Below are 24,465 nucleotides of genomic sequence, written 5' to 3' on the forward strand. Positions count from 1 at the left end.
GCGAGCGAAGCCGAGCGCGGGGGAGGGTGGGCATAGGCCGGGGGTCCAGGGGGCGGGAGCCCCCCGGTACGCCCGGACCAAGCAACGGCGCCTAGAAACCGGCAGGCTCCGTGTACACCCCCCACTCCTCCCGCAGCACCCCACAGATCTCCCCGAGCGTCGCCTCGGCACGCACCGCGTCCAGCATCGGCTCGATCATGTTCGCCCCGGACCGAGCCGCGGCAAGCATCCCGTCCAGCGCCGCAGAAACCGCCGCCTCGTCCCGCGCAGCCTTCCGCGCACCCAGCGCCCGGACCTGCTCCCGCTCCACCTCATGGCTGACCCGCAGGATCTCCAGATCCCCGGTCACCGACCCGGTGTGGACGTTGACGCCCACCACCCGCTTCTCACCCTTCTCCAACGCCCGCTGATACCGGAACGCGGACTCCGCGATCTCCCCGGTGAACCAGCCGTCCTCGATCCCGCGCAGGATCCCGGAGGTGATCGGCCCGATCGGGTGCCGCCCGTCCGGGTGAGCCCTGAGCCCCCGCTCCCTGATCTGCTCGAAGATCTTCTCCGCGTCCGCCTCGATCCGGTCCGTCAGCTGCTCGACGTACCACGAACCACCCAGCGGATCCGCCACGTTGGCGACCCCGGTCTCCTCCATCAGCACCTGCTGCGTACGCAGCGCGATCTCCGCGGCCTGCTCGCTCGGCAGCGCCAGCGTCTCGTCCAGGGCGTTGGTGTGCAGCGAGTTGGTCCCGCCGAGCACGGCGGACAGCGCCTCCACGGCCGTACGCACCACGTTGTTGTACGGCTGCTGCGCGGTCAGCGAGACACCGGCGGTCTGCGTGTGGAACCGCAGCCACTGCGCCTTCTCGCTCTTCGCCCCGTACACGTCCCGCATCCAGCGGGCCCAGATGCGCCGGGCCGCACGGAACTTGGCGATCTCCTCGAAGAAGTCGACGTGGGCGTCGAAGAAGAAGGACAGCCCCGGTGCGAAGACGTCCACGTCGAGCCCGCGGGAGAGCCCCAGCTCCACGTACCCGAACCCGTCCGCGAGCGTGTACGCCAGCTCCTGTGCGGCCGTGGCCCCGGCCTCGCGGATGTGGTACCCGGAGACGGACAGCGGCTTGTAGGCGGGGATGCCGGCGGCGCAGTACTCCATGAGGTCGCCGATGAGGCGCAGATGGGGCTCCGGCTGGAAGAGCCACTCCTTCTGCGCGATGTACTCCTTGAAGATGTCGGTCTGCAGGGTCCCGTTGAGCACCCCGGGGTCCACACCCTGCCGCTCGGCGGCGACCAGGTACATGCAGAAGACGGGTACGGCGGGCCCGCTGATCGTCATCGACGTCGTGACGTCACCGAGCGGGATGTCCTTGAACAGGACCTCCATGTCGGCGGCCGAGTCGATCGCCACCCCGCAGTGCCCGACCTCGCCCAGCGAGCGCGGTTCGTCGGAGTCGCGCCCCATCAGGGTCGGCATGTCGAAGGCCACGGACAGACCCCCGCCACCGGCGGCGAGGATCATCTTGTAGCGCTCGTTGGTCTGCTCGGCGTTGCCGAACCCGGCGAACTGGCGGATCGTCCAGGTACGCCCGCGGTAGCCGGTCGGATGGAGCCCGCGCGTGAAGGGGTACTCCCCGGGCCAGCCGATCCGCTCGAATCCCTCGTACGTGTCGCCCGGTCGGGGCCCGTACACCGGCTCCACGGGATCACCGGAGAGCGTGGTGAAGTCTGCGTCGCGCTTGCGCGCGGCGTCGTATCGGGCCTGCCAGCGTCGGCGGCCCTCCTCGATGGCGTGAGCGTCCATACCATCGAATTTACTAGGACGTCCTAGTAAATGTCGATGGGCAACCGCCGTACGGCACCTGTACGGCACTCGTACGGCGGTGATGGCCGATGGAGGTCAGACCTTGGCGACGGCCGGGGCCGGCTCTGCGACCTTGGCCTCCAGCTCGCGGCTGATCTTCCGCTCGACGAAGAAGGCGGCCGTCGGGATCGTCCCCGCCAGCAGCACCCACAGTTGCTTGCCGACCGGCCACTTCGCCTTGGAGCCCAGGTCGAAGGCGAAGACCAGGTACACGACGTACAGCCAGCCGTGCGCGATGGCGACGACCCGGGTGAAGTCGGCGGCGCCGTCGACGTCCATCCCGTACTTGGCGATCATGCTCAGGCACAGCAGGACCAGCAGCACACCGGTGACGTAGGCCAGGACGCGGTAGCGGGTCAGCACGCTCTTCTTCATGCGGTCGAGCGTAACCGTCCGTTCCGGGAGATCTTGCCCCGGGTCACTCCTCGTCGAAATCGTGTGCCGAGATCCGCAGCGGGCGCAGCATCGCGAAGATCTCCGCGCATTCCTCGGCGTCGTACACCCCGAGGCCGAAGTCCATCGCCATCAGGTCGCGGGTGGCCGCGTCGACCACCTCGCGGCCCTTGTCGGTGATGACGGCGAGCGTGCCGCGCCCGTCGTTGGGGTTGGGCCGCTTGGCGACGAGCCCCGACTTCACCAGCCGGTCCACGGTGTTCGTCACGGACGTGGGGTGCACCATCAGCCGCTCGCCGATCTTGGACATCGGCAGCTCACCGGCCTTGGAGAAGGTGAGCAGCACCAGCGCCTCGTAGCGCGCGAAGGTCAGGCCGTACGGCTTGACCACCGCGTCGACCTCGGCCAGCAGGATCTGCTGCGCCCGCATGATCGAGGTGATCGCGGCCATCGAGGGCACGTTTCCCCAGCGCTGCTTCCAGTGCTCGTCGGCACGGGCGATGGGGTCGAAGGGGAGGCTGAGAGGCTTCGGCACGTCATCAGACCCTACCCGCCGGTCATATCCCGTTCAGCCCTGTCTCGGCTTTCGGTCGCCCGGCAGGCCAGGGCGAGCCCGCCGCAGCACAGCACGCCCAGCGCACCGGCCCCCACGACGGTCGCCCGCACCCCCATGACCTGGGCCGCGACCCCCGCCAGCGCCATGCCGACGCCCTGGATCGTCATCAGCCCCGCGCTGAGCAGGGTCATGGCCCGCCCGCGCAGCTCCTCGGGCACGGCCCGCACGAACCACTGGTCCAGGCCCAGGGTGTACGCCGATCCCGCCCCGGACAGCAGCAGGAACAGCAGGGAGAGCCCGAGGCCGGGGCGCAGCCCGTAACCGAGGTACGGCAGCAGGGTCAGGCAGACCAGCGGCAGCGCGATCCGCTCCCGGGCCGCGGGGCCCAGCCGCGCCCCGGCGTACAGCTCGCCGGCCACCGTGCCGACGGGCAGCGCGCACATCAGCAGGCCCAGGCCGGTGGACCCGGCGCCGAGCGTGTCGGCGTAGGGGGCGGCCAGCGCCTCGGGGACGACGGAGAACATCGCCGGCACCCAGAAGAGGAGGAGCAGCACGCGGATGCGCCGGTCGGCGAGGAGGTGGCGGGCGCCGGGCAGTGGATCCCGCGTCTGCCGGGCGCGGGCGGGGCGGCGGCGGGTGCCGAGGCGCAGCAGGGCGGCCGAGGCGAGGAAGGTGCCGACGGTGATCAGCAGGGCGTGGCGCGGGCTGACGACCGTGAGGAGCAGACCGCCGAGGCCGTATCCGACGAGCAGCGCGCTCTGCGCGACGATCCGCAGCAGGGAGCGGCCCAGCACGAACGGCTCGCCGTCGCCGAGGACGTCCGCGAGCGTCGCCATGCGGGTGCCGGCGAACACCGGAGCGACGAGGGCGAGGCCGCAGCGCAGCGCGAGCAGCACACCGATGTCCGCCCCCGGGGCCACCATCAGCGCCACGCACCCCGCGCACACCAGGTCACACGTCACCAGCACGCGCCGGGCCGGGAGGCGGTCGGCGACCGAGGCGAGCAGGGTGCCGCCGACGGCGTAGGGCAGGAAGCCGAGCGCGAAGGTCAGGGCGCTCATGAGGGGTGAGCGGGTGAGGTCGTAGACGAGCACGGAGAGCGCGATCTCGCTGATGATCACGCCGAGCATGGACAGGATGTGCGCGGCGAAGACGGCTCGGAACTCGGGCACGGCGAGGACGCGGCCGTAACCGGCGTGCGCGGGCGCCGTGGCCTCGGAGGATGCGGACATGCCGCGCAGCGTGCCCGGGCCGGCGGCGAGCACCGTAGAGTTTCGGCCCAGGCCGAATGTTCCGCACCTCCGAAAGGACTGCCATGCCCTCGCAGCTCCACTTCGGTGAGGACGACTTTCTGCGCTGCCGGTTCGCCGTCTCACCGCTGTGGGAGACACAGGAGGCGGTGCGGACGCTGAAGCGGCCCGACCGGCAGGGCTATCACGTGCCCTGGCTGCGCCGGATCCGTACGGCGGCGGCGGGGCTGGACCTGACACCGCTGTGGCTGCTGATGCCGCGGCGGGGGCACTCGCCCGACTGGCTCGGGCCGCCGCCGATCGGTCCCGCGGCCGGCTTCGAGGAGGAGATCGCGGCCGTACGAGGGGCCGACCCGGACGCGGCCCGGGACGACACCGCCCGCTCGCTCGCCTGCACCCCGGGCGCGCTGGAGTCGGCGCGGGGCCGGGCGTGGCTCGCGGATCCGGCACGGATGGTGCGGGAACTGGCGGACGCGCTGGAGGAGGCCTGGCGGGTGCTGGTCGAGCCGGAGTGGCCCCGGCTGCGGGCGCTGCTGGAGGCGGACGTGGCCTTCCACTCACGGCGGCTGGCCGAGGTGGGACTCGGCACCCTGCTGCCGGAACTCGACGCACGGCTGTCCTGGGACGGCCGGACGCTGACGCTCCCGCTGCACGGCGAGTACGCGCGCGACCTCGGCGGCCAGGGCCTGGTCCTGATGCCGAGCGTGTTCTCCTGGCCCGACGTGATCACGGGCTTCGACCCCCCGTGGCAGCCCACGGTCGTCTACCCCGCCCGGGGCATCGCCGGCCTGTGGGCCGAGCCCGCCGACCGAACCCCCCAGGCACTCATACGCCTGCTCGGCCCCAACCGCGCCGCCGTCCTGACCGCACTCGACGACCCCGCGACCACCACCACCCTGGCCCACCGGCTACGCCTCGCCCCCTCGTCGGTATCGGCCCACCTCACGGTCCTGCGCGACGCGGGCCTGCTGACCGCACGCCGGTACGGCCACCAGGTCCTGTACGAGCGAACACCGCTGGGGATGGCGCTGACGGCAGGCGGCTGACCCTGGTGCCGGGTACTGGGTGATGCCGGGCAGGGGCAGCCAACCCAGGGGCGCGGGGCTGTATCGATATGCGGCTCCGCCGCGTGGGCGCGACCAGCCACAACGCACCCGCACCGGCACACGACCCGCACCCCTATGGCGCCCGCCCGCGAGCCCGGCGCAGCCGATGCCGCACCGCCCGCTGAGCAACCGGCCCCAAATCCTCCAGCGCAGCAACCAACGCACCGAGCTGCTCCAAAGCATCAAGGGCGGCATGGGCACCACCCTCGTCCACACCCTCATACAGCTCGATGCCGACGAAGGACACAGCAACAGCACGAGCCAGCCCCACCGGATCAGCGAACCCGCCTAAGGGCGTAGCCACCAGCACACGCCGCAGCACCCGCTCGATCTCCTCGATCCACAGATCGAGCCCGGCGGCCGCCGCCGGCCCCAGGGCGGCATGGGTCTGGGCGCCCGCCAGCAGCTGCCCGAGGAGGGCGACATGACCACCCGCCCGTTCCTCCTCGTGGATCTCCCGCCCGACGGCGAGCAGCTCGGAGAGGGAGGTGACGGAGGCGAGCCGGCCGCGATGCCGCGCCACGGACCGCTCCGCGCCGTAGCGGCAGGCGGCGGCGAGCAGTTCGTCGACCGAGCCGAAGTGGTAGAAGACCAGCGCCTGGTTGACGCCGGCCGCCGAGGCCACCGTACGGGCCGAGGCCCTGGCGATGCCCTGCTCGGTGAGCGTGCGCAGCGCGCCCTCCAGGAGTCTCGTCTTCGTCTCCTGGGCCTTGGCCGTCTCCGGGCTCATGCGCGCGCCTCCTCCCGCACCGGGTCGATCACCGTCCGGGGGTCGAAGGGGCGGGAGCGGCCGGGCGGGTCGAAGGTGCGCACAGAGGTCACCGTCTCACGGCCGAAGGTGCCGGCGTGCGGCACGTTCGCGATCACCCGTGCTTCTCCAGGGCGGCCAGGAGGCGGGGTGCGCGCGCGTGGGTGACCGGGGTGCGCAGGCAGCGGCGGGCGGCCGGGGTGCAGGCGAGCGGCGCCTTGAGGAGGGCGAGCGAGAGCGCGACCATCAGCAGCAGCGGACAGAGGAAGGCCATGGTGGCCGCGAACGGGCCGAAGCCGCGGATGCCGGACTCCCGCCCCAGACCGGTCAGGCACGCCGTGAGCACCAGCGCGCGCACCGCCAGCTCGGCCAGCCAGTTGGCCAGGGCCCGCTCGGGGGTGATGCCCCGCTCCAGCCACAGCCGCAGCCGGTCGAAGGACCAGGCGGTCGCCCAGCCCGTCAGCGGCCGGAACAGCAGCCGGTCGGCGAGCGCGCCGAAGGCGCCCCAGCGGGGGCGGTAGTCGTAGCCGGTGAGGAAGCGGACGCCCTGTGCGTCGGGCACGTAGCGCCAGTAGCCGCTGCCCTCCGCGAGCAGAGAGAGAGGGTGCGGGGAGACGAAGCGCAGGACGGAGGTGCGGGTGCCGTCGGGGCGCTCTTTCTCGCCCGCGGTGACCCCGGTACCGGACACCTTGAGGAACGGCAGCACGCGCGCGGCGTACCGGAAGCGCTGCGGTTCGCCCTCCGCGCTCGGGAGGTGGTCGATCTCGATGAACCGCAGGTCCCAGCGCTGGTGCTGGGCGGGGTCCTGGGTGCGTGCCCAGAGATCGTCCAGGTCGGTGCGGATATGCGTCTCTATGTAGAGACCCATGGTGTTCCCCCACGTCAGAGTGGTGTTTGAGCGACTGCTCAAAACGTCTGGGAGGGAAAGTACCCATCTTTGAGCGACCGCTCAAAGAAAGCGGTTGGGAAAACCCCGGCCCCCACACAGGGCCGAGGTTCACGGTGATGCGGCCGGCGCTACGGCGCCAGGTGCCGCTCGACCGTCTCCACCTTGGAGGTGAGTCCGTCGGTCACGCCGGGCCGGATGTCGGCCTTGAGGACGAGCGACACGCGCGGTGCGCGCGCCTCGACGGCGGCGACGGCGCGCTTGACGACGTCCATGACCTCGTCCCACTCGCCCTCGATGGAGGTGAACATGGCGTCGGTCCGGTTGGGCAGGCCCGACTCGCGGACCACGCGGACGGCGTCGGCGACGTACTCCCCCACGTCCTCACCGACGCCGAGGGGCGTCACAGAGAAGGCGACGATCATGCGACGGCTCCTTCTTCCTTGCGGGCGCGGGCCGCGATGACGGCGTCCTCGGCCTCACGGCGCAGCGCGCGCTCGATGATGAAGCCGCCGCCCGGGATGATCGAGTACGCGAAGTAGAGGGCGGCCTTGCCCTTGGCCCACTTGGTGCGGTTCCAGGCGTCCGCCCAGAAGATCACGTAGAGGATGAACAGCACGCCGTGGATCGGGCCCAGCACCGGAGCGACGTCGAAGCCCGAGGCGACCGTGTACTTGATGATCGTGCAGGTCGCGAGAATGATCCAGGAGATGCCCTCCGGCACGGAGATCAGGCGGAGGCGGCGGATGGCGGAGGCTGTCTTGAGATCCACGGGTCACCTTCGGTGGGAGAGACGTCGCAGTTTGTGAACGGAAGCACAAGCGTTCGCCCATTGTGGCAAACCGTGCCCCTAGGGGTGCGCTCAGGGTCGCGCTCCACCCACGGGCCCTGTTCGGCCCACCCGCGTCGCCGCTACTTTCGCAGCGTGGCGATGTTCCGACTCCAAGGGAGCAAGGTGCTCGCCGTCGACATGACCGGGGACGCCGTGAAGGCGAAGAACGGCTCGATGGTCGCGTACGACGGGCAGATGGCCTTCAAGAAGCTGAGCGGTGGCGGTGAGGGACTGCGCGGGATGGTGACCCGGCGGCTCACCGGCGAACAGATGACGGTGATGGAGGTGAGGGGCCACGGGACGTGCTGGTTCGCGGACCGGGCCTCGGAGATCAACCTGGTCGGCCTCCAGGGGGACAAGCTCTACGTCGAGTCGAGCAACCTGCTCGCGACCGACGCCGGGCTCAGAACGGGCACGACGTTCACCGGGCTGCGCGGTGCCTCGCAGGGCAACGGTCTGTTCACGACGACCGTCGAGGGACACGGGCAGGCGGCGATCGTCTCCGACGGTCCGGCCGTGGTGCTCCGGGTCAGCCCGCAGTACCCGCTGATCGTCGACCCGGGCGCGTACATCGCCCACCAGGGGAACGTACGACAGTCCTTCCAGTCCGGTGTGACGTTCCGCACGTTCTTCGGGGAGGGCGGCGGCGAGGCCTTCCAGATCCGCTTCGAGGGCGACGGGCTGGTCTATGTGCAGCCGAGCGAGCGGAACACGATCGCGGGGGACCTGTGAGATGAGCTTCCGGGAGATCAACTCCAAGATGGTCGAGGCGACCGTGCTGCCCGGGCAGCGGCTGTTCAGCCAGCGCGGGGCGATGCTCGCCTACAAGGGGGACGTGTCCTTCACACCCAACCTCCAGGGCGGCCAGGGCGGGCTGATGTCCATGCTCGGGCGGCGGGTGGCCGGCGAGGCGACCCCGCTGATGACCGTCGAGGGCAGCGGCACCGTCTTCTTCGGGCACGGCGGCCACCATGTGCACGTCATCAACCTCACCGGCGACACCCTGTACGTCGAGGCCGACCGCCTGCTCGCCTTCGACGGCACACTGCGTCAGGGCACGATGTTCATGGGCTCGCAGGGCGGGGTCATGGGCCTGGTCCGGGGCCAGGTCACTGGGCAGGGCCTGTTCACCACCACCCTCCAGGGGCAGGGCTCGGTGGCCGTGATGGCGCACGGCGGCGTCTTCGAGATCCCGATCACACCCCAGCGCCCGGTCCATGTGGACCCGCAGGCGTACGTCGCCCACCACGGCGACGTGCGCAACAAGCTGTCCACCGCGCTCGGCTGGCGCGACATGGTGGGCCGCGGCTCCGGCGAGGCGTTCCAGCTGGAGCTGAGCGGCAGCGGCACGGTGTACGTCCAGGCCTCGGAGGAGAAGCTGTGAGCGCGTACGGTCCCGCCGGCGGCCCGGTGGTGCACGACCCGATGACGCTGCCCGTCGACGACAACGTCAACAAGTACACGTTCTGCGTCGAGCTCAAGAGCGGGCAGTGGTTCCTGCAGAAGGGAAAGATGATCGCCTACTACGGGGCGATCGAGTTCAACGGCATCGGGCACGGCCGACTCGACCGACTTGTCCGTACGTCTTTCCATTCGCCACTGCACGCGAGCGACTGGGTCGTGGCGCAGGGCTCGGGCAAGATGCTGCTGGCCGACCGGGCTTTCGACGTCAACTCCTACGACCTGGACGACGGGAACTTGACCATTCGCGCGGGCAACCTGCTCGCTTTTCAGCCAAGTCTCGCGCTCAAACAGTCGATCGTGCCGGGTTTTCTGACCCTTATCGGAACCGGAAAGTTTGTGGCCGCATCTAACGGTCCGGTGGTGTTCATGGAACCTCCGATCCGGGTCGACCCCCAGGCGCTCGTCGGGTGGGCCGACTGCCCGTCACCGTGTCATCACTACGACCACGGGTACCTGACGGGCGTGATGGGCGGTCTACGTGCGATGACGGGCCTGGGCGGAGCCTCCGGCGAGGAGCACCAGTTCGAGTTCGTGGGAGCCGGGACGGTCCTGCTGCAGTCGAGCGAGACCCTGATGGCCGAGCAGGCCACGGGGGTCGTTCCGCCCGAACCGGGGGTGCCCGGTGGTGGCGGAGCGGCACCGTCCGGACACGGTCCGCAATCGTCGGGCGTACCGCGCCTTCCCGGACAGCTGGGAGACCTCCAGCGTCGCTTCGGGCTGTGAGCGGTAGTCTGCGGAGTGTGACGGTCGAACGCGTGCGCACCGTCACACCATCCGAAGTAGTTCGTCTTTCAACTTCTTAGGTAGACTTCATTCATGGAGACCGAGACGGCCACGCGCTGGCTGACCGATGCGGAGCAGTGCGCCTGGCGCACCCACCTGGAGGTCAACAGGCTGTTGACGTACCAGCTCGAGAAGGATCTGCAGCCGTTCGGCCTGACAATGAACGACTACGAGATCCTCGTGAACCTGTCCGAGTCCGACGACGTGCGGATGCGGATGAGCGACCTGGCCTCCGCGACGCTGCAGTCCAAGAGCCGGCTCTCGCACCAGATCACGCGGATGGAGAACGCGAACCTGGTGCGGCGCGAGAACTGCGAGTCCGACCGGCGGGGGTTGTACGCCGTGCTGACGGAGCACGGCATGGAGACGATGAAGAAGGTCGCGCCGCACCATGTGGCGTCGGTGCGGAAGCACTTCATCGATCTGCTGTCGCCGGAGGCGCTGATAGAGCTGGACAAGGGGCTGAAGCCGATCGCCGAGCACCTGAGGGGGCAGCGGGGGCGTCCCTGAGGGTGCTGTAGCTGGGCGGGGGGTCGCGCGGCTCGGCGCTAACGAGGCGCCGCTGCGCCCACCCGTGCCGCCCCAGCGGCGCGACTGCCCGCAGCCAGGGCGGCGACCAGAGCGGTCCCGCCGGCCAGGGCGAAGCACAGCGTCAGCGGGAGTCGGCCGATCAGCAAACCTGTCACCAGCACACCCCCCGAACTTCCCGCATTCACCCCCGTGTTCACCCACGCCCCCGCCCGCGTCCGAGTGCCCTCCGTCGCGGTCTCGTCGGCCAGCAGATACGCGGTCGTCAGGGCCGGGGCGATGAACGCGCCCGCGCAGGCCATGGCCACCGTCAGGGTCCACAGGCCCGGTGCCAGGCCCGCTGCGGCGATCACCAGACCGAGGCCCACCGCGAACCAGCACAGCCGTACCCGGGCGGCCGAACGCCACTCCACCGCCCCGTTGACCAGCCCGCCCACCGCGCTGCCCGCCGAGAGCGCGCCCAGGACCCAGGGCACCAGGGCGGTGTCGTACGAGCGCTCGGCGGCGAAGGCCAGCACCAGCAGCTCGACACCGCTGAGGGCCAGTCCGACGCCCGTCGCCACCGCGACCGGGGGCAGCAGGCCGCGGACGCCGCCGGGGCTCTTCCCGCGGGGCTGGGGACGCGGTCCGGGCATCGCCGGGGACGTGACGAAGGCGCAGGTGCCCGCGACATTCAGGAAGGCGCTGAGCAGGATGCCCGACGCCGGTGGTGCCCATCCCACCAGCACGCCGACCAGCGCCGGACCGGAGACGTACAGCAGTTCCTCGGCGACGCCGTCCAGGCTGTAGGCGCGCCGCAACAGGCTCCGGTCGGCGACCAGTTCCGCCCACAGGGCGCGCATGGTGGGGCCCAGCGGGGGTGCGCAGGCGCCCGCCAGGGCGGCGGCCGCGGCGATGAGGGCCGCCGGCGCCCCGGGCCGCCAGGTGAGGGCTGCCAGAGCGCACAGGAAGCTGCCGTAGAGGGCGGCCATCGGGAGCAGGGCGCGGCGCGGGCCGTGCCGGTCGACGAGGGACGCCCGCAGGGGCATCAGGAAGACCGCCGCGCCGCCGAACAGGGACATCACGGCCCCGGAGACGGCGTAGGACCCGGTGGCCCGGGTGACGGAGAGCAGGACGGCCAGGGAGACCGTGCCGTAGCACAGGCGGGCCGCCAGGGCGGCGGCGAAGGTGCGGCGCGCGTGCGGGACGCGCAGGACGGCGGCGTACGAGGGCCTGTCGTCACATTGGACAGGCCCTTGGAGCCGCGAAGGGTGTGTGGACACGCTGAGGTTCCTCTGAGCGAGGCGGAAGAGGGGACACCGAGGGACGCGGTGGCCCTGTGCCGGGCCCCGCGATCCGGTGCGCGCTCTATGCCAAGGAGAGGAACATGCCGGTCAAGCTAGCAGCAGCGGCGCCGAGTTGACGACCCTCAGCCCTCCGTCAGGCCCGTCACGAGTTCGTCCGCCGCGCGGTACGGGTCCAGCTCGCCGGCGACGATGCGCTCCGCGAGGGTGCTCAGGCGGCGGTCGCCGTGGAGGTCGCCGATGCGTTGGCGCAGGGCGGTGACCGCGATCGTCTCCACCTCGCGGGCCGCGCGGGACTTGCGGCGTTCGGCGAGGACGCCGTGCTCCTCCATCCAGGCGCGGTGCTTCTCCAGGGCCTCGACCACCTCGTCGATGCCCTCGGCGCGGGCCGCGACCGTCTTGACGATGGGCGGGCGCCAGTCGCCGGGGCCGCGGGCCTCGCCCAGGCCCAGCATGTGGTTCAGTTCGCGGGCGGTGGCGTCGGCGCCGTCCCGGTCCGCCTTGTTGACGACGTACACGTCGCCGATCTCCAGGATTCCGGCCTTCGCGGCCTGGATGCCGTCGCCCATGCCGGGGGCCAGCAGGACGACGGAGGTGTCGGCCTGGGAGGCGATCTCCACCTCCGACTGGCCGACGCCGACCGTCTCGACCAGGATCACGTCGCAGCCCGCCGCGTCCAGGACCCGGATCGCCTGGGGCGCGGCCCAGGCGAGGCCGCCGAGGTGGCCGCGGGTGGCCATGGAGCGGATGTAGACGCCGGGATCGGAGGCGTGGTCCGACATACGGACCCGGTCGCCGAGCAGGGCGCCGCCGGAGAACGGCGACGACGGGTCGACGGCCAGGACACCGACCCGCTTGCCCTGCTTGCGGTACGCCGTGACCAGGGCGGAGGTGGAGGTGGACTTGCCGACGCCGGGCGAGCCCGTCAGACCGACCACGTAGGCGTTGCCGGTCAGCGGGGCCAGCGCCGCCATGACCTCCCTGAGCTGCGGGGACGCCCCCTCCACCAGGGAGATGAGCCGGGCCACGGCCCGCGGCCGGCCTTCCCTGGCCTGGGCCACCAGAGAGGAGACGTCCTGCATCAAACAGCTCCGTTCAGTTCACCGACGTACAGGAAACTCAGGCCTTCGGCACGCGCACGATCAGTGCGTCGCCCTGGCCGCCGCCACCGCACAGCGCGGCCGCGCCGACGCCGCCGCCCCGGCGCTTGAGCTCCAGCGCCAAGTGGAGCACGAGGCGGGCACCGGACATGCCGATCGGGTGCCCCAGGGCGATGGCGCCACCGTTGACGTTCACCTTTTCCGTGGATACGCCGAGGTCCTTCATTGACTGCACGGCGACCGCGGCGAAGGCCTCGTTGATCTCGATGAGATCGAGGTCGGAGACCTCCAGGCCCTCCTTCTTCAGGGCGTGCTGGATGGCGTTGGACGGCTGCGACTGCAGCGAGTTGTCCGGCCCTGCCACGTTGCCGTGCGCGCCGATCTCGGCGAGCCACTCCAGGCCCAGCTCCTCGGCCTTGGCCTTGCTCATCACGATCACGGCCGCCGCACCGTCCGAGATCTGCGAGGAGGTGCCGGCGGTGATCGTGCCGTCCTTGGTGAAGGCCGGGCGCAGCTTGCCCAGGGACTCCACGGTCGTGTCGCCGCGGATGCCCTCGTCCTTGCTGAAGACGACCGGCTCGCCCTTGCGCTGCGGGATCTCGACCGGGGTGATCTCGGCCTCGAAGACGCCGTTCTTCTGCGCGGCGGCGGCCCGCTGGTGGGACAGGGCGGCGATCTCGTCCTGCTCGGGGCGCTGGATGCCGAGGCGCGTGTTGTGCTTCTCCGTCGACTCGCCCATGGCGATGCCCTCGAAGGAGTCGGTCAGGCCGTCGTAGGCCATCGCGTCGAGCATCTCGATCGCCCCGTACTTGAAGCCCTCGCGGGACTTCGGCAGCAGGTGGGGGGCGTTGGTCATGGACTCCTGGCCGCCGGCGACCACGATGTCGAACTCGCCGGCGCGGATCAGCTGGTCGGCCAGCGCGATCGCGTCCAGGCCGGACAGACAGACCTTGTTGATGGTGAGCGCCGGGACGCTCATCGGGATGCCGGCCTTGACCGCGGCCTGGCGGGCCGGGATCTGCCCCGCCCCGGCCTGCAGCACCTGGCCCATGATCACGTACTGCACCTGGTCGCCGCCGATCCCCGCACGGTCGAGGGCGGCCTTGATCGCGAAGCCGCCGAGGTCGGCTCCGGAGAAGGACTTCAGCGAGCCCAGCAGTCGCCCCATGGGCGTGCGGGCGCCCGCGACGATCACCGAGCTGGTCGTTCCAGAAGACATGAGCTGCGATCCCCTTCCAGCTGCAAGGAGCCGAGGAGTGAACGAGGGTTTACTTCGAATGTACTGAGTGGCACTCCGTGCCGTCATCGGGCCGTCGGTGTGATCGCGCGCACGTTGCGTAACCACCTCCGTGGCGCTGCACTGAACCCATGCTGACGCGAATCGACCACATCGGGATCGCCTGTCACGACCTCGACGCGACCGTCGAGTTCTACAAGGCCACCTACGGCTTCGAGGTGTTCCACACCGAGGTCAACGAGGAGCAGGGCGTGCGGGAGGCCATGCTCAAGATCAACGAGACGTCCGACGGCGGCGCCTCCTACCTCCAGCTGCTGGAGCCGACCCGGGAGGACTCCGCGGTCGGCAAGTGGCTGGCGAAGAACGGGGAGGGCGTCCACCACATCGCCTTCGGTACGGCGGATGTGGACGGGGACGCCGAGGACATCCGCGGCAAGGGCGTACGCGTTCTGTACGACGAGCCACGACGCGGCTCCATGGGGTCGCGGATCACCTTCCTGCACCCCAAGGACTGCCACGGTGTCCTGACAGAACTGGTCACTTCGGCCCCTGTTGAGTCACCTGAGCACTGACCCTCGTACATAAGGGCCGGTAGGGTTGGGGGCGGTCGTCCTCATAACCGGGGCGACCGCATGCCGGGGTCCGGGTTTCGGGGGACGAGCGTCGGGGCAGCAGCCCGTGCTCCGCCGTTGATCTGACACCATTCCCCGGGGGCCCCGTCCGGCGGATGGACGGAGCTCGTTGGAGAAGCTGACCAGGGGACGGATGGGACCGCGCAGTGCGGGGCTACGAGAGCCAGGAGCGAGAGCCGGCGGCTGACGTCGACCACCTCTCTCGGTTCGAGGCCGAGATGAAGCGGCTGAAGACCGAGCGGGAAAAGGCGATCCAGCACGCCGAGGACCTCGGCTACCAGGTCGAGGTGCTGCGCGCCAAGCTGCACGAGGCGCGCCGCACTCTGATGACCCGGCCCGCCTACGACGGCGGTGACATCGGCTATCAGGCCGAACAGTTGCTGCGCAATGCCCAGATCCAGGCCGACCAGCTGCGCCAGGACGCCGAGCGGATGGCCGCTGAGGCCCGCGCGCAGACCCAGCGCATCCTGCAGGAGCACGCCGAGCAGGCCGCCCGGCTCCAGGCCGAGCTGCACCAGGAGGCGGTCACCCGCCGGCAGCAGCTGGACCAGGAGCTGGCCGAGCGCCGGCAGACCGTCGAGTCGCACGTCAACGAGAACGTGGCCTGGGCCGAGCAGCTGCGCGCCCGGACCGAGTCGCAGGCCCGCCGGCTCCTCGACGAGTCCCGCGCCGAGGCCGACCAGGCGATGGCCGCCGCCCGCGCGGAGGCCGAGCGGCTGATCAACGAGGCCCGGCAGCGGCTGCAGAACGACGCCGAGACGGCGCGTACGGAGGCCGAGCAGATCCTGCGCCGCGCCCGCACGGACGCCGAGCGGCTGCTGAACGCCGCCTCCACGCAGGCCCAGGAGGCCACCGACCACGCCGAGCAGCTGCGCACCTCCACCGCCAGCGAGTCGGACGCCGCCCGCCGGCAGTCCGCCGAGCTGAGCCGGGCCGCCGAGGAGCGCATGGCGCAGGCCGAGGAGGCGCTGCGCAAGGCGCAGTCCGAGGCCGAGAAGCTGGTCACGGAGGCCGAGCAGGCCGCCGCCAAGACCCTGTCGAGCGCCGAGGCCGCCAACGAGACCCGCACGCGCACGGCCAAGGAGCAGGTCGCCCGGCTGGTCGAGGAGGCCACCAAGGAGGCCGAGACCACCAGGTCCGACGCCGAGCAGGTGATCGCCGACGCCCGTGCCGAGGCCGAGAAGATCGTCGCGGAGGCCTCCGAGAAGGCCCGTACGATCACCGCCGAGGAGAGCGCGACCCAGCTATCCAAGGCCGCCAAGACCGCCGAGGACGTCCTCAACAAGGCGTCGGACGAGGCCAAGAACACCACCAAGGCCGCCGCCGAGGAGGCCGAGCGGATCCGCACGGAGGCCGAGGCCGAGGCGGACCGGCTGCGCGCCGAGGCGCACGACATCGCCGAGCAGCTCAAGGGCGCGGCGAAGGACGACACCAAGGAGTACCGCGCCAAGACGGTCGAGCTGCAGGAGGAGGCCCGCCGGCTGCGCGGCGAGGCCGAGCAGCTGCGCGCCGACGCGGTCGCCGAGGGCGAGTCCATCCGCGCCGAGGCCCGCCGCGAGGCCGTGGTGCAGATCGAGGAGGCGGCCAAGTCCGCCGAGGAGCTGCTGGCCAAGGCCAAGGCGGACGCCGACGAGCTGCGGCAGAAGGCGACCGGGGACAGCGAGAAGGTCCGCACCGAGGCGATCGAGCGGGCCACGACGCTGCGCCGGCAGGCCGAGGAGACCCTGGAGCGCACCCGCAAGGAGGCCGAACGGCTCCGCGCGGAGGCCGGTGAGCAGGCCGACGCGGCCAGGTCGGACGCCGAGCAGGCCGCGCGCGAGCTGCGCGAGGAGACCGAGCGGGCGGTCGAGGCCCGTCGTACCGAGGCCGCCGAGGAACTGACCCGGCTGCAGACGGAAACCCAGGAGCGGCTGGCGGCGGCCGAGCAGGCGCTCACCGACGCCCGCGAGGAGGCTGCCCGGATCCGCCGGGAGGCCGCCGAGGAGAGCGAGCGGCTGCGCGCCGAGTCCGCCGAGCGGATCCGTACGCTCCAGCAGCAGGCCGAGGCCGAGGCCGACCGGCTGCGCAACGAGGCCGCGTCCGACGCGTCCGCCTCGCGCGCCGAGGGCGAGGCCATCGCCGTACGCCTGCGTTCGGAGGCGGCGGCCGAGGCCGAGCGGCTGAAGGCGGAGGCCCAGGACACCGCCGACCGGGTCCGGGCGGAGGCGCAGGCCGCCGCCGAGCGGCTCGGCGCGGAGGCGTCCGAGACGCTCGCCGCCGCGCAGGAGGAGGCCGCCCGGCGCCGCCGCGAGGCCGAGGAACTGCTCGGTGCCGCGCGGTCCGAGGCCGACCAGGAGCGCGAGCGGGCCCGCGAGCAGAGCGAGGAGCTGCTGGCCTCGGCGCGCAAGCGGGTGGAGGACGCGCAGACCGAGGCGGTCCGGCTGGTCGAGGAGGCCGACCGGCGCGCCACCGAGATGGTGTCCGCCGCCGAGCAGCACGCGCAGCAGGTGCGGGACTCCGTCGCCGGGCTGCACGAGCAGGCGCAGGAGGAGATCACCGGGCTGCGCTCGGCCGCCGAGCACGCGGCGGACCGTACCCGCAGGGAGGCCGAGGAGGAGGCGGACCGGGTCCGCGCCGACGCCTACGCCGAGCGGGAGCGGGCGAGCGAGGACGCCTCGCGGGTCCGGCGGGAGGCGAACGAGGAGTCGGAGGCCGCCAAGGCGCTCGCCGAGCGTACGGTCGGCGACGCGATCGCGGAGTCCGAGCGGCTGCGCTCGGACGCGTCCGCGCACGCCCAGCGGGTGCGTACGGAGGCGTCGGACGCGATCGCCGAGGCCGACCAGGCGGCGGCCCGCACCCGGGCGGACGCCCGCGAGGACGCCAACCGCATCCGCTCGGACGCGGCGACCCAGGCCGACACGCTCATCACCGAGGCGCGCAGCGAGGCCGAGCGGCTGCAGATCGAGACGGCCACGGAGGCCGAGCGGGTCCGCACGGAGGCCCTCGCCGAGGCCGAGCGCCTCCAGACGGAGACGGCCGCCGAGGCCGAGCGGGTGCGCACGGAGACGCTCAGCGAGGCGGACCGGGTCCGGGCCGAGGCCCTCGCGAACGCCGAGCAGCTCCTCTCGGACGCCACCGGCGACGCGGAGCGGCTGCGCGCCGAGGCCGCCGAGACGGTGGGCTCGGCCCAGCAGCACGCGGAGCGGCTGCGCAGCGAGGCCGAGCGGCTGCGGGCGGACGCGGAGGCGGAGTCCGAGCGGCTCGTCAACTCCGCGCGCGAGGAGGCCGAGCGGACCCTCGACGAGGCCCGCAAGGAAGCGAACAAGCGGCGTTCGGAGGCGGCCGAGCAGGTCGACACGCTCATCACGGAGACCGCGGCCGAGGCGGACAAGCTGCTCACCGAGGCCCAGCAGCAGGCGCTGAAGGCCACCGCGGACGCGGAGTCGCAGGCCGACGCGATGGTGGGCGCGGCCCGCAGCGAGGCCGATCGGCTGGTCTCCGAGGCGACCGTCGAGGGCAACTCGCGGGTCGAGAAGGCCCGTACCGACGCAGACGAGCTGCTGGTCGGCGCCCGCCGGGACGCGACCGCCATAAGGGAGCGCGCGGAGGAGCTGCGCGACCGCATCACCACCGAGATCGAGGAGCTGCACGAGCGGGCCCGCCGCGAGGCCGCCGAGACGATGAAGTCCACCGGCGACCGCTGCGACGCGCTCATCAAGGCGGCCGAGGAGCAGCTGGCCAAGGCGCAGGCGAAGGCCAAGGAGCTGGTGTCGGAGGCGAACTCCGAGGCGGGCAAGGTCCGGATCGCCGCCGTCAAGAAGGCGGAGGGCCTGCTCAAGGAGGCCGAGCTGAAGAAGGCCAGCCTGGTCAAGGAGGCCGAGGAGCTGAAGGCCGAGGCCATCCGGGAGGCCCGGCGCACGGTCGAGGAAGGAAAGCGCGAACTGGAGATCCTGGTGCGCCGGCGCGAGGACATCAACGCCGAGATCTCCCGTGTCCAGGACGTCCTGGAGGCGTTGGAATCCTTTGAGGCGCCGTCGTCCGGCAAGGACGGCGGAGTCAAGGCGGGCGCCACCGTGGGCGCCCCCCGATCGGGTGGCAAGTCGCCGGACAGCTAGCGGGCGGGACGGTTTCCGGTGTGTTCTGGGGGCTTTGCCCCGGTCTTTGGCAAGCCGTCCCGTGGTCAGCCACTCAAAAGAGGTGTCATTCTCCAGATCAAACACGTATCCGCTCGATGACACACCGCTTCGGCCCCTAGGATTCCCCCTATCACCTCACCGGTCTCTTTCGACAGGAACCCCATGAGCGACACTTCCCCCTACGGCTTCGAGCTTGTGCGGCGTGGGTACGACCGCGCTCAGGTGGACGAACGTATCTCCAAGCTCGTCTCCGACCGTGACAGCGCTCTCGCCCGCATCACCGCTCTGGAAAAGCGCATCGAAGAGCTGCACCTCGAGACGCAGAACGCCCAGGCCCAGGTAACCGACGCAGAGCCGTCGTACGCCGGTCTCGGCGCGCGGGTCGAGAAGATCCTGCGCCTCGCCGAGGAAGAGGCCAAGGATCTGCGGGAGGAGGCCCGGCGCGCCGCCGAGCAGCACCGCGAGCTGGCGGAGTCGGCGGCCCAGCAGGTCCGCAACGACGCCGAGTCGTTCGCCGCGGAGCGCAAGGCCAAGGCCGAGGACGAGGGCGTCCGGATCGTCGAGAAGGCCAAGAGCGACGCCGCCCAGCTGCGTTCCGAGGCGCAGAAGGACGCGCAGTCCAAGCGCGAGGAGGCGGACGCCCTCTTCGAGGAGACCCGCGCCAAGGCCGCGCAGGCCGCCGCCGACTTCGAGACGAACCTGGCCAAGCGCCGGGAGCAGTCCGAGCGCGACCTGGCCTCGCGTCAGCAGAAGGCCGAGAAGCGTCTCGCCGAGATCGAGCACCGCGCCGAGCAGCTGCGTCTGGAGGCGGAGAAGCTGCGCACGGACGCCGAGCGCCGCGCCCGCCAGACGGTGGAGACGGCCCAGCGCCAGGCCGAGGACATCGTGGCAGACGCGAACGCCAAGGCCGACCGGATCCGCTCGGAATCCGAGCGCGAGCTGGCCGCTCTCACCAACCGCCGCGACAGCATCAACGCCCAGCTGACGAACGTCCGCGAGATGCTCGCCACGCTGACCGGCGCCGCGGTGGCCGCGGCCGGCTCCCCCGTCGAGGACGAGCCGATCTCCCGGGGCGTTCCGGCGCAGCAGTCCCGGTAAGCACCGGTAGTCGTACGACACCGTGAGGGGCGGTGGGACTCGGTCCCGCCGCCCCTTCCGTGTGTCCTAGCGCAGTCCCAGGAGGGGCGGGTCGTCGGTGCCGTCCCCGTTGACGACCACCCAGGTGTCACCTGCCCGCAGCAGCTGGCCGCCGGTGCCGTAGCGGCCGGTGCGCACCGTGGTGTCGTCGTCCTCGCCGACGCGGTGTCCGTCGGCCGTGTCGAGCGTCCACAGCCGACCGTTCCCGAGCACGGCCACCCGGTCGGGGCGGGCCTGCCGATGGTGACCAGCAGGGCGATGTAGCCGGCGAAGGTCAGCGCGAACGCCAGGATGAGGGTGGGTGTGGTGCCGTCCGGGCAGGGTGAGTATCTGCCGCCGCAGGAGTTGCCGGGGATGGACGTCCATCCCAGCAGATGGAACTCCACCGCGAGCCCGGCCGCCGCCCCGGCCGCCACGATCGCCAGTCCCGCCCGCACCGCGCTCCACCCGTCGCGCGGTCTGCCGTCCTCAACCACTGTCGCCCCCGCCCTTGTTCTGTTGTCCGGTGCCCCCAGCACCGCCCCTGCTGATCAAGGTACCTGGGAGGCCCAGGTACCGGAATCCGTTTGCCCTCCCGGGTGGCAGCCGCCCAACACCCGTCTTAGCGTGGCCGCATGATCGAGCTGGCGGGGCTGACCAAGCGGTACGGCGAGAAGGTCGCGGTGGACCACCTCACCTTCGCGGTCAGCCCTGGCATCGTGACCGGGTTCCTCGGACCCAACGGGGCCGGGAAGTCCACCACCATGCGGATGATCCTCGGGCTCGACCACCCCACCGCAGGTGACGTGCGGATCGACGGCAAGCACTACGACCAGCTCAGGGACCCGATGACGTACATCGGCGCGCTGCTCGACGCCAAGGCGGTGCACGGCGGCCGGAGCGCCTACAACCACCTGCTGTGCCTCGCGCAGAGCAACGGCATTCCCACGCGCCGGGTGGCCGAGGTGCTGGACACCGTGGGGCTGACGGCCGTGGCCCGGAAGAAGGCCAAGGGGTTCTCGTACGGCATGGGCCAGCGCCTCGGGATCGCGGCCGCGCTGCTCGGTGATCCGCGGATCCTGATGTTCGACGAGCCCGTCAACGGGCTCGACCCCGAGGGCATCCACTGGATCCGGAACCTGATGAAGTCGCTGGCCGCGCAGGGGCGGACCGTGTTCGTGTCGAGTCATCTGATGAGCGAGATGGCGCTGACCGCCGATCATCTGGTGGTCATCGGGCAGGGGCGGCTGCTCGCCGACACCTCCATGGCGGACTTCATCCGGGAGAACGCGCGCAGTTACGTACGGATCCGCTCTCCGCAACGTGAGCGGCTGCTGGACGTGCTGCACGAGGACGGCGTCACGGTCGTCGAGGCGGGCGGTGGCGCACTGGAGGTGGCGGGCGGCAAGGCCGAGCGGATCGGGGAGCTGGCCACGCGGTACGGGATCGTGCTGCACGAACTGAGCCCGCAGCAGGCCTCGCTGGAGGAGGCGTTCATGCAGCTGACGGCGGAGTCGGTGGAGTACCACGCGCACGCCGCGCCCGCTCCCGTCCCGCAGGACTGGGGCGCCGGCTGGAAGGGGGCCTGAGGCCCATGACAGCCGTTCAGGTCATCCGGTCGGAATGGACCAAGATCCGGTCCGTCGCCTCCACGGTGTGGACACTGTCACTCGCCGTGGTGGTCACGCTCGCCCTCGGGGTGCTCATCTCCGCGCTGTCGAGGAGCCAGTACGACAACATGCCCGTGCGGGAGCGGCTCTCCTTCGACCCGACGGTGATCAGCTTCGCGGGCATGACCCTCGGCCAGCTCGCGATGATCGTGTTCGGGGTGCTCGTCGTCTCCAACGAGTACAGCACCGGCATGATCCGCGTCTCGCTGGCCGCCGTACCGCAGCGCGCCACCTTCCTGTTCAGCAAGATCGCCGTGGCCACCGCGCTCGCCCTGGCCGTCGGCATGGTCACCAGCTTCGCCGCCTTCTTCCTCGGGCAGGCGATGCTCGGCTCCCTCGGGACCCGGATCGGCGACCCCGGTGTGCTGCGCGCGGTGATCGGCGGCGGGCTGTACATGGCGCTCATCGCGATGTTCTCCATGGGTGTCGCCGCGATGCTGCGCTCGCCGATGCTCTCGCTCGGCATCCTGATGCCGTTCTTCTTCCTGATCTCGAACATCCTCGGCAATGTCGACGCGACCAAGAAGATCGGCCGGTATCTGCCGGACCAGGCCGGCAGCCGGATCATGCAGGTGGTCCCGCGTATCGACGACGACACCCCCTACGGGCCCTGGGGCGGCCTCGGGATCATGGTGCTGTGGGTGATCGCGGCCCTCGTCGGCGGTTACGCGGTGCTCAGGAAGCGGGACGCGTAGCTTTACTTTCTCTTGGCCGGAACCGTCAGCGCCCGGATATCCTCCTAACCCTTACGGGGGCGTGTGCCCTGCTGTCCTGAACCTTTCGATGGGTGCGGAGCATGATCGAGGCTGTAGGCCTTACCAAGCGCTACGGCGACAAGACCGCCGTGTACAACCTTTCCTTCCAGGTGCGACCGGGTGCCGTGACCGGCTTCCTCGGGCCCAACGGCTCGGGCAAGTCGACGACCATGCGGATGATCCTGGGGCTGGACAACCCGACGTCCGGCACGGTGACCATCGGCGGCTATCCGTACCGCAAGCTGCCCAACGCCCCCCGCCAGGTGGGCGCGCTGCTCGACGCCAAGGCGGTGCACGGCGGCCGGGCCGCCCGCAACCACCTGCTGAGCCTCGCCCAGCTGTCGGGCATCCCGGCCCGGCGGGTGGACGAGGTGCTCGGGGTCGTCGGCCTCCAGGAGGTGGCGAGGAAGCGCTCCAAGGGCTTCTCGCTCGGCATGGGCCAGCGCCTCGGCATCGCCGCCGCGCTGCTCGGCGACCCCCAGGTGCTGCTCTTCGACGAGCCGGTCAACGGCCTCGACCCCGAGGGCATCCTCTGGGTGCGCAACCTGATGAAGGCGCTGGCGGCCGAGGGCCGTACGGTCTTCGTCTCCTCGCACCTGATGAGCGAGATGGCGCTGACCGCCGACCACCTCATCGTGATCGGGCGCGGCCAGCTGCTCGCCGACATGAGCGTGACGGACTTCATCTCGGCCAACTCCGCCGACTTCGCGCGGGTGCGCACCCCGGACACCGAGCCCCAGCTGCGCGAGAAGCTGTCCTCCGCGCTCACGGAGGCGGGCGGCCATGTGCTCCCGGAGCAGGACGGCGCGCTGCGCGTGACCGGGCTGCCGCTGCCCCGCATCAGCGACCTCGCGTACGAGGCGGGCGTACGGCTGTGGGAGCTGTCGCCGCACCAGGCCTCGCTGGAGGAGGCGTACATGCGGATGACGCAGGGCGCCGTCGACTACCGCTCGACCATCGACCAGAAGGCGGGCCTGCAGCAGCAGCTGCCGCCCGGTGCCCAGCCGCCCATGCCGGTGCCCGGCCAGGGCCAGCCGGGCTGGTACGCCCCACCGCCGCCCCAGCAGGGCGGGCAGCCGTTCGCGATGCCGACGCCGCCCTCGGGTCCGTACGGCGGTGCGCCCGCCGGTGCGTACGGCGCTCCGGGCGCGGGTGCGCCCAACCCGTACGCGGCCCCGCAGGGTCAGCCTCCGGTGGCCGCTCCCCCGGTCCCGGCCGCAGAACCGTCCCAGCCCGCTCCCGCGGCCCCCGCCGCCGACCTGACCAAGTCCGAGGACGCCCGATGAGCACCCACCAGCCCCCGATGCCGCAGGCACCGGCAGCCGCGCCCGAGTGGCAGGCGGCGCCCGGCGGTCCGTACCCCGGCTACAACTCGCCGATCCCGGTCGTGCGCACCCACCTCGGGCACGCCCTGGCGTCCGAGTGGACGAAGATCAGGTCGGTGCGTTCGACGATGTGGACGCTCGGTGTCTTCATCCTGCTCGTGGTCGGCATCGGCCTGCTGGCCGGTTTCGCGGTCAGCGGCTCCGGCGACCTGTCCGGTCAGAGCCCGCTGACCCTCGGCTTCTTCGGTCTGCTGATCGGCATGATGTGCATCATCACGCTCGGCGTGCTGACCACGGCCTCCGAGTACGGCACGGGCATGATCCGTACGACGATGACCGCGTGCCCCAGCCGGGGCCGGGTGCTGGCCGCCAAGTCGATCGTGTTCTTCGCCATCGCCTTCGTGGTGACGCTGGCCACCGTGTCGTTCGTGGCGATGGTGCACGCGTCCATGCTGAAGGGCCACGGCGCGAGCACCCCGTCCGGCGGGGAGTGGCTGAAGGCCACGGTCGGCATCAGCCTCTACATCGCTCTGCTCGGACTGCTGTCGCTGCTCGTCGGCTCGATCATCCGGCACTCCGCGGGCGCCATCACGATCATGATCGGCGCGGTGCTCGCCCCGCTGGTGATCGCGCTGTTCATGAACGCGTCGTCCCTGGAGAAGGTGCAGAAGGCGCTGCTGGAGTACTCGATCCCGAGCCAGATGGGCGTCTTCTACGACAACACCCTCAGCTCGTCCGGCCCGACGGGCTGGGACCCCCTGTGGATCATCCTCGGCGTGACGGCCGCGGCGTACGCCGGCGCCTACGCGCTGCTGCAGAGCCGGGACGTGTAGC

Annotated in this window: 25 protein-coding genes; 12 read left to right on the forward strand and 13 right to left on the reverse strand. The window is 71.3% G+C overall.

The window, feature by feature from the left end; genetic code table 11:
* Positions 1–91 precede the first annotated feature (91 nt).
* The 4 genes from CRP49_RS05295 to CRP49_RS05310 all read right to left on the reverse strand — a co-directional run bounded on the left by CRP49_RS05295 (position 92) and on the right by CRP49_RS05310 (position 4,033).
* Complete coding sequence (locus CRP49_RS05295) at positions 92–1,792, reverse strand: methylmalonyl-CoA mutase (protein WP_097252368.1); 1,701 nt, start codon at positions 1,790–1,792, stop codon at positions 92–94.
* A gap of 96 nt (positions 1,793–1,888) precedes the next feature.
* Positions 1,889–2,227, reverse strand: coding sequence for a DUF3817 domain-containing protein (locus tag CRP49_RS05300; RefSeq protein WP_097252369.1), 339 nt, complete (start codon positions 2,225–2,227; stop codon positions 1,889–1,891).
* Positions 2,228–2,270: 43 nt separating this feature from the next.
* Positions 2,271–2,780 carry a MarR family winged helix-turn-helix transcriptional regulator gene (locus CRP49_RS05305; protein ID WP_094216048.1) on the reverse strand — a complete coding sequence of 170 codons (510 nt, stop codon included), beginning with the start codon at positions 2,778–2,780 and terminating at the stop codon, positions 2,271–2,273.
* 11 nt (positions 2,781–2,791) lie between these two features.
* Positions 2,792–4,033: an MFS transporter gene (locus CRP49_RS05310; protein ID WP_097257204.1), complete on the reverse strand. Its 1,242-nt coding sequence runs from the start codon at positions 4,031–4,033 to the stop codon at positions 2,792–2,794.
* Between the two features lie 83 nt (positions 4,034–4,116).
* Here CRP49_RS05310 and CRP49_RS05315 point away from each other — a divergent pair, with 83 nt between their 5' ends.
* Positions 4,117–5,097 (forward strand): DUF5937 family protein, encoded by a 981-nt coding sequence (locus tag CRP49_RS05315; RefSeq protein ID WP_097252370.1) that lies wholly within the window; start codon positions 4,117–4,119, stop codon positions 5,095–5,097.
* Between the two features lie 133 nt (positions 5,098–5,230).
* On the opposite strand, the gene CRP49_RS05320 is transcribed toward CRP49_RS05315, so the two are convergent.
* The 5 genes from CRP49_RS05320 to CRP49_RS05335 form a co-directional block, all read right to left on the reverse strand.
* A complete protein-coding gene (locus tag CRP49_RS05320) occupies positions 5,231–5,887 on the reverse strand; it encodes a TetR/AcrR family transcriptional regulator (RefSeq protein ID WP_097252371.1) in 657 nt (218 codons plus the stop codon).
* Entirely contained in the window at positions 5,884–6,024 is a 141-nt protein-coding gene (locus CRP49_RS46735; RefSeq protein ID WP_179851510.1) for a hypothetical protein, read from the reverse strand. Before CRP49_RS46735 ends, CRP49_RS05320 begins: the two co-directional genes overlap by 4 nt.
* Entirely contained in the window at positions 6,021–6,773 is a 753-nt protein-coding gene (locus CRP49_RS05325) for a hypothetical protein (protein ID WP_097252372.1), read from the reverse strand. The genes CRP49_RS46735 and CRP49_RS05325 overlap by 4 nt, the downstream gene beginning before the upstream one ends.
* Before the next feature lie 149 nt (positions 6,774–6,922).
* The gene (locus CRP49_RS05330) at positions 6,923–7,216 is read right to left on the reverse strand and encodes an MTH1187 family thiamine-binding protein (RefSeq protein ID WP_097252373.1); all 294 of its coding nucleotides are present in this window, start codon (positions 7,214–7,216) and stop codon (positions 6,923–6,925) included.
* The gene (locus tag CRP49_RS05335; RefSeq protein ID WP_094216053.1) at positions 7,213–7,563 is read right to left on the reverse strand and encodes a DUF3817 domain-containing protein; all 351 of its coding nucleotides are present in this window, start codon (positions 7,561–7,563) and stop codon (positions 7,213–7,215) included. The genes CRP49_RS05330 and CRP49_RS05335 overlap by 4 nt, the downstream gene beginning before the upstream one ends.
* Before the next feature lie 159 nt (positions 7,564–7,722).
* Between CRP49_RS05335 and CRP49_RS05340 the strand changes: the two genes are divergently transcribed.
* From CRP49_RS05340 to CRP49_RS05355, 4 genes are all read left to right on the forward strand, one after another.
* Positions 7,723–8,355 (forward strand): AIM24 family protein, encoded by a 633-nt coding sequence (locus tag CRP49_RS05340; protein WP_094216054.1) that lies wholly within the window; start codon positions 7,723–7,725, stop codon positions 8,353–8,355.
* A 1-nt stretch (position 8,356) separates the two neighbouring features.
* On the forward strand, positions 8,357–9,007 hold the full coding sequence (locus CRP49_RS05345; protein WP_097252374.1) for an AIM24 family protein: 651 nt from the start codon (positions 8,357–8,359) through the stop codon (positions 9,005–9,007).
* A 41-nt stretch (positions 9,008–9,048) separates the two neighbouring features.
* Complete coding sequence (locus CRP49_RS05350) at positions 9,049–9,810, forward strand: AIM24 family protein (RefSeq protein WP_097257205.1); 762 nt, start codon at positions 9,049–9,051, stop codon at positions 9,808–9,810.
* Between the two features lie 93 nt (positions 9,811–9,903).
* Positions 9,904–10,380, forward strand: coding sequence for a MarR family winged helix-turn-helix transcriptional regulator (locus CRP49_RS05355; RefSeq protein ID WP_094216056.1), 477 nt, complete (start codon positions 9,904–9,906; stop codon positions 10,378–10,380).
* A gap of 38 nt (positions 10,381–10,418) precedes the next feature.
* Here CRP49_RS05355 and CRP49_RS05360 read toward each other — a convergent pair whose 3' ends face one another.
* From CRP49_RS05360 to CRP49_RS05370, 3 genes are all read right to left on the reverse strand, one after another.
* The gene (locus CRP49_RS05360; RefSeq protein ID WP_097252375.1) at positions 10,419–11,660 is read right to left on the reverse strand and encodes an MFS transporter; all 1,242 of its coding nucleotides are present in this window, start codon (positions 11,658–11,660) and stop codon (positions 10,419–10,421) included.
* 146 nt (positions 11,661–11,806) lie between these two features.
* The gene (gene meaB, locus CRP49_RS05365) at positions 11,807–12,763 is read right to left on the reverse strand and encodes a methylmalonyl Co-A mutase-associated GTPase MeaB (protein ID WP_097252376.1); all 957 of its coding nucleotides are present in this window, start codon (positions 12,761–12,763) and stop codon (positions 11,807–11,809) included.
* A gap of 37 nt (positions 12,764–12,800) precedes the next feature.
* A complete protein-coding gene (locus CRP49_RS05370) occupies positions 12,801–14,000 on the reverse strand; it encodes an acetyl-CoA C-acetyltransferase (RefSeq protein ID WP_097252377.1) in 1,200 nt (399 codons plus the stop codon).
* A gap of 149 nt (positions 14,001–14,149) precedes the next feature.
* Between CRP49_RS05370 and mce the strand changes: the two genes are divergently transcribed.
* From mce to CRP49_RS05385, 3 genes are all read left to right on the forward strand, one after another.
* Positions 14,150–14,590 carry a methylmalonyl-CoA epimerase gene (gene mce / locus CRP49_RS05375; RefSeq protein ID WP_094216060.1) on the forward strand — a complete coding sequence of 147 codons (441 nt, stop codon included), beginning with the start codon at positions 14,150–14,152 and terminating at the stop codon, positions 14,588–14,590.
* 206 nt (positions 14,591–14,796) lie between these two features.
* The gene (gene scy / locus CRP49_RS05380) at positions 14,797–18,744 is read left to right on the forward strand and encodes a polarized growth protein Scy (protein WP_097252378.1); all 3,948 of its coding nucleotides are present in this window, start codon (positions 14,797–14,799) and stop codon (positions 18,742–18,744) included.
* A 183-nt stretch (positions 18,745–18,927) separates the two neighbouring features.
* Positions 18,928–19,863, forward strand: coding sequence for a cellulose-binding protein (locus CRP49_RS05385; protein ID WP_094216062.1), 936 nt, complete (start codon positions 18,928–18,930; stop codon positions 19,861–19,863).
* 66 nt (positions 19,864–19,929) lie between these two features.
* On the opposite strand, the gene CRP49_RS05390 is transcribed toward CRP49_RS05385, so the two are convergent.
* Entirely contained in the window at positions 19,930–20,115 is a 186-nt protein-coding gene (locus CRP49_RS05390; RefSeq protein ID WP_143669964.1) for a hypothetical protein, read from the reverse strand.
* Positions 20,116–20,516: 401 nt separating this feature from the next.
* On the opposite strand from CRP49_RS05390, the gene CRP49_RS05400 reads away from it, so the two are divergent.
* The 4 genes from CRP49_RS05400 (at position 20,517) to CRP49_RS05415 (ending at position 24,464) form a co-directional block, all read left to right on the forward strand.
* Positions 20,517–21,470 carry an ABC transporter ATP-binding protein gene (locus CRP49_RS05400; RefSeq protein WP_097252380.1) on the forward strand — a complete coding sequence of 318 codons (954 nt, stop codon included), beginning with the start codon at positions 20,517–20,519 and terminating at the stop codon, positions 21,468–21,470.
* 5 nt (positions 21,471–21,475) lie between these two features.
* Positions 21,476–22,246 (forward strand): ABC transporter permease, encoded by a 771-nt coding sequence (locus CRP49_RS05405; protein ID WP_097252381.1) that lies wholly within the window; start codon positions 21,476–21,478, stop codon positions 22,244–22,246.
* Positions 22,247–22,347: 101 nt separating this feature from the next.
* Entirely contained in the window at positions 22,348–23,592 is a 1,245-nt protein-coding gene (locus CRP49_RS05410; RefSeq protein WP_097252382.1) for an ABC transporter ATP-binding protein, read from the forward strand.
* Positions 23,589–24,464: an ABC transporter permease gene (locus CRP49_RS05415; RefSeq protein ID WP_097252383.1), complete on the forward strand. Its 876-nt coding sequence runs from the start codon at positions 23,589–23,591 to the stop codon at positions 24,462–24,464. The genes CRP49_RS05410 and CRP49_RS05415 overlap by 4 nt, the downstream gene beginning before the upstream one ends.
* The last annotated feature ends 1 nt before the right edge of the window (position 24,465 follow it).

Origin of the sequence: Streptomyces sp. Ag109_G2-15, assembly GCF_900215565.1 — a bacterium.
Lineage (GTDB): Bacteria > Actinomycetota > Actinomycetes > Streptomycetales > Streptomycetaceae > Streptomyces > Streptomyces diastatochromogenes.

Excerpts from the sequence above, each read along its gene's own strand:
- CRP49_RS05400 (WP_097252380.1), top strand. The coding sequence starts at position 20,517 with ATGATCGAGCTGGCGGGGCTGACCAAGCGGTACGGCGAGAAGGTCGCG.
- CRP49_RS05385 (WP_094216062.1), top strand. The coding sequence starts at position 18,928 with ATGAGCGACACTTCCCCCTACGGCTTCGAGCTTGTGCGGCGTGGGTAC.
- CRP49_RS05345 (WP_097252374.1), top strand. The coding sequence starts at position 8,357 with ATGAGCTTCCGGGAGATCAACTCCAAGATGGTCGAGGCGACCGTGCTG.
- CRP49_RS05415 (WP_097252383.1), top strand. The coding sequence starts at position 23,589 with ATGAGCACCCACCAGCCCCCGATGCCGCAGGCACCGGCAGCCGCGCCC.
- CRP49_RS05300 (WP_097252369.1), bottom strand. The coding sequence starts at position 2,227 with ATGAAGAAGAGCGTGCTGACCCGCTACCGCGTCCTGGCCTACGTCACC.
- mce (WP_094216060.1), top strand. The coding sequence starts at position 14,150 with ATGCTGACGCGAATCGACCACATCGGGATCGCCTGTCACGACCTCGAC.
- CRP49_RS05320 (WP_097252371.1), bottom strand. The coding sequence starts at position 5,887 with ATGAGCCCGGAGACGGCCAAGGCCCAGGAGACGAAGACGAGACTCCTG.
- CRP49_RS05370 (WP_097252377.1), bottom strand. The coding sequence starts at position 14,000 with ATGTCTTCTGGAACGACCAGCTCGGTGATCGTCGCGGGCGCCCGCACG.
- CRP49_RS05405 (WP_097252381.1), top strand. The coding sequence starts at position 21,476 with ATGACAGCCGTTCAGGTCATCCGGTCGGAATGGACCAAGATCCGGTCC.
- meaB (WP_097252376.1), bottom strand. The coding sequence starts at position 12,763 with ATGCAGGACGTCTCCTCTCTGGTGGCCCAGGCCAGGGAAGGCCGGCCG.
- CRP49_RS05310 (WP_097257204.1), bottom strand. The coding sequence starts at position 4,033 with ATGTCCGCATCCTCCGAGGCCACGGCGCCCGCGCACGCCGGTTACGGC.
- CRP49_RS05410 (WP_097252382.1), top strand. The coding sequence starts at position 22,348 with ATGATCGAGGCTGTAGGCCTTACCAAGCGCTACGGCGACAAGACCGCC.
- CRP49_RS05350 (WP_097257205.1), top strand. The coding sequence starts at position 9,049 with ATGACGCTGCCCGTCGACGACAACGTCAACAAGTACACGTTCTGCGTC.
- CRP49_RS05355 (WP_094216056.1), top strand. The coding sequence starts at position 9,904 with ATGGAGACCGAGACGGCCACGCGCTGGCTGACCGATGCGGAGCAGTGC.
- CRP49_RS05295 (WP_097252368.1), bottom strand. The coding sequence starts at position 1,792 with ATGGACGCTCACGCCATCGAGGAGGGCCGCCGACGCTGGCAGGCCCGA.
- CRP49_RS05325 (WP_097252372.1), bottom strand. The coding sequence starts at position 6,773 with ATGGGTCTCTACATAGAGACGCATATCCGCACCGACCTGGACGATCTC.
- CRP49_RS05315 (WP_097252370.1), top strand. The coding sequence starts at position 4,117 with ATGCCCTCGCAGCTCCACTTCGGTGAGGACGACTTTCTGCGCTGCCGG.
- CRP49_RS05340 (WP_094216054.1), top strand. The coding sequence starts at position 7,723 with ATGTTCCGACTCCAAGGGAGCAAGGTGCTCGCCGTCGACATGACCGGG.
- CRP49_RS05330 (WP_097252373.1), bottom strand. The coding sequence starts at position 7,216 with ATGATCGTCGCCTTCTCTGTGACGCCCCTCGGCGTCGGTGAGGACGTG.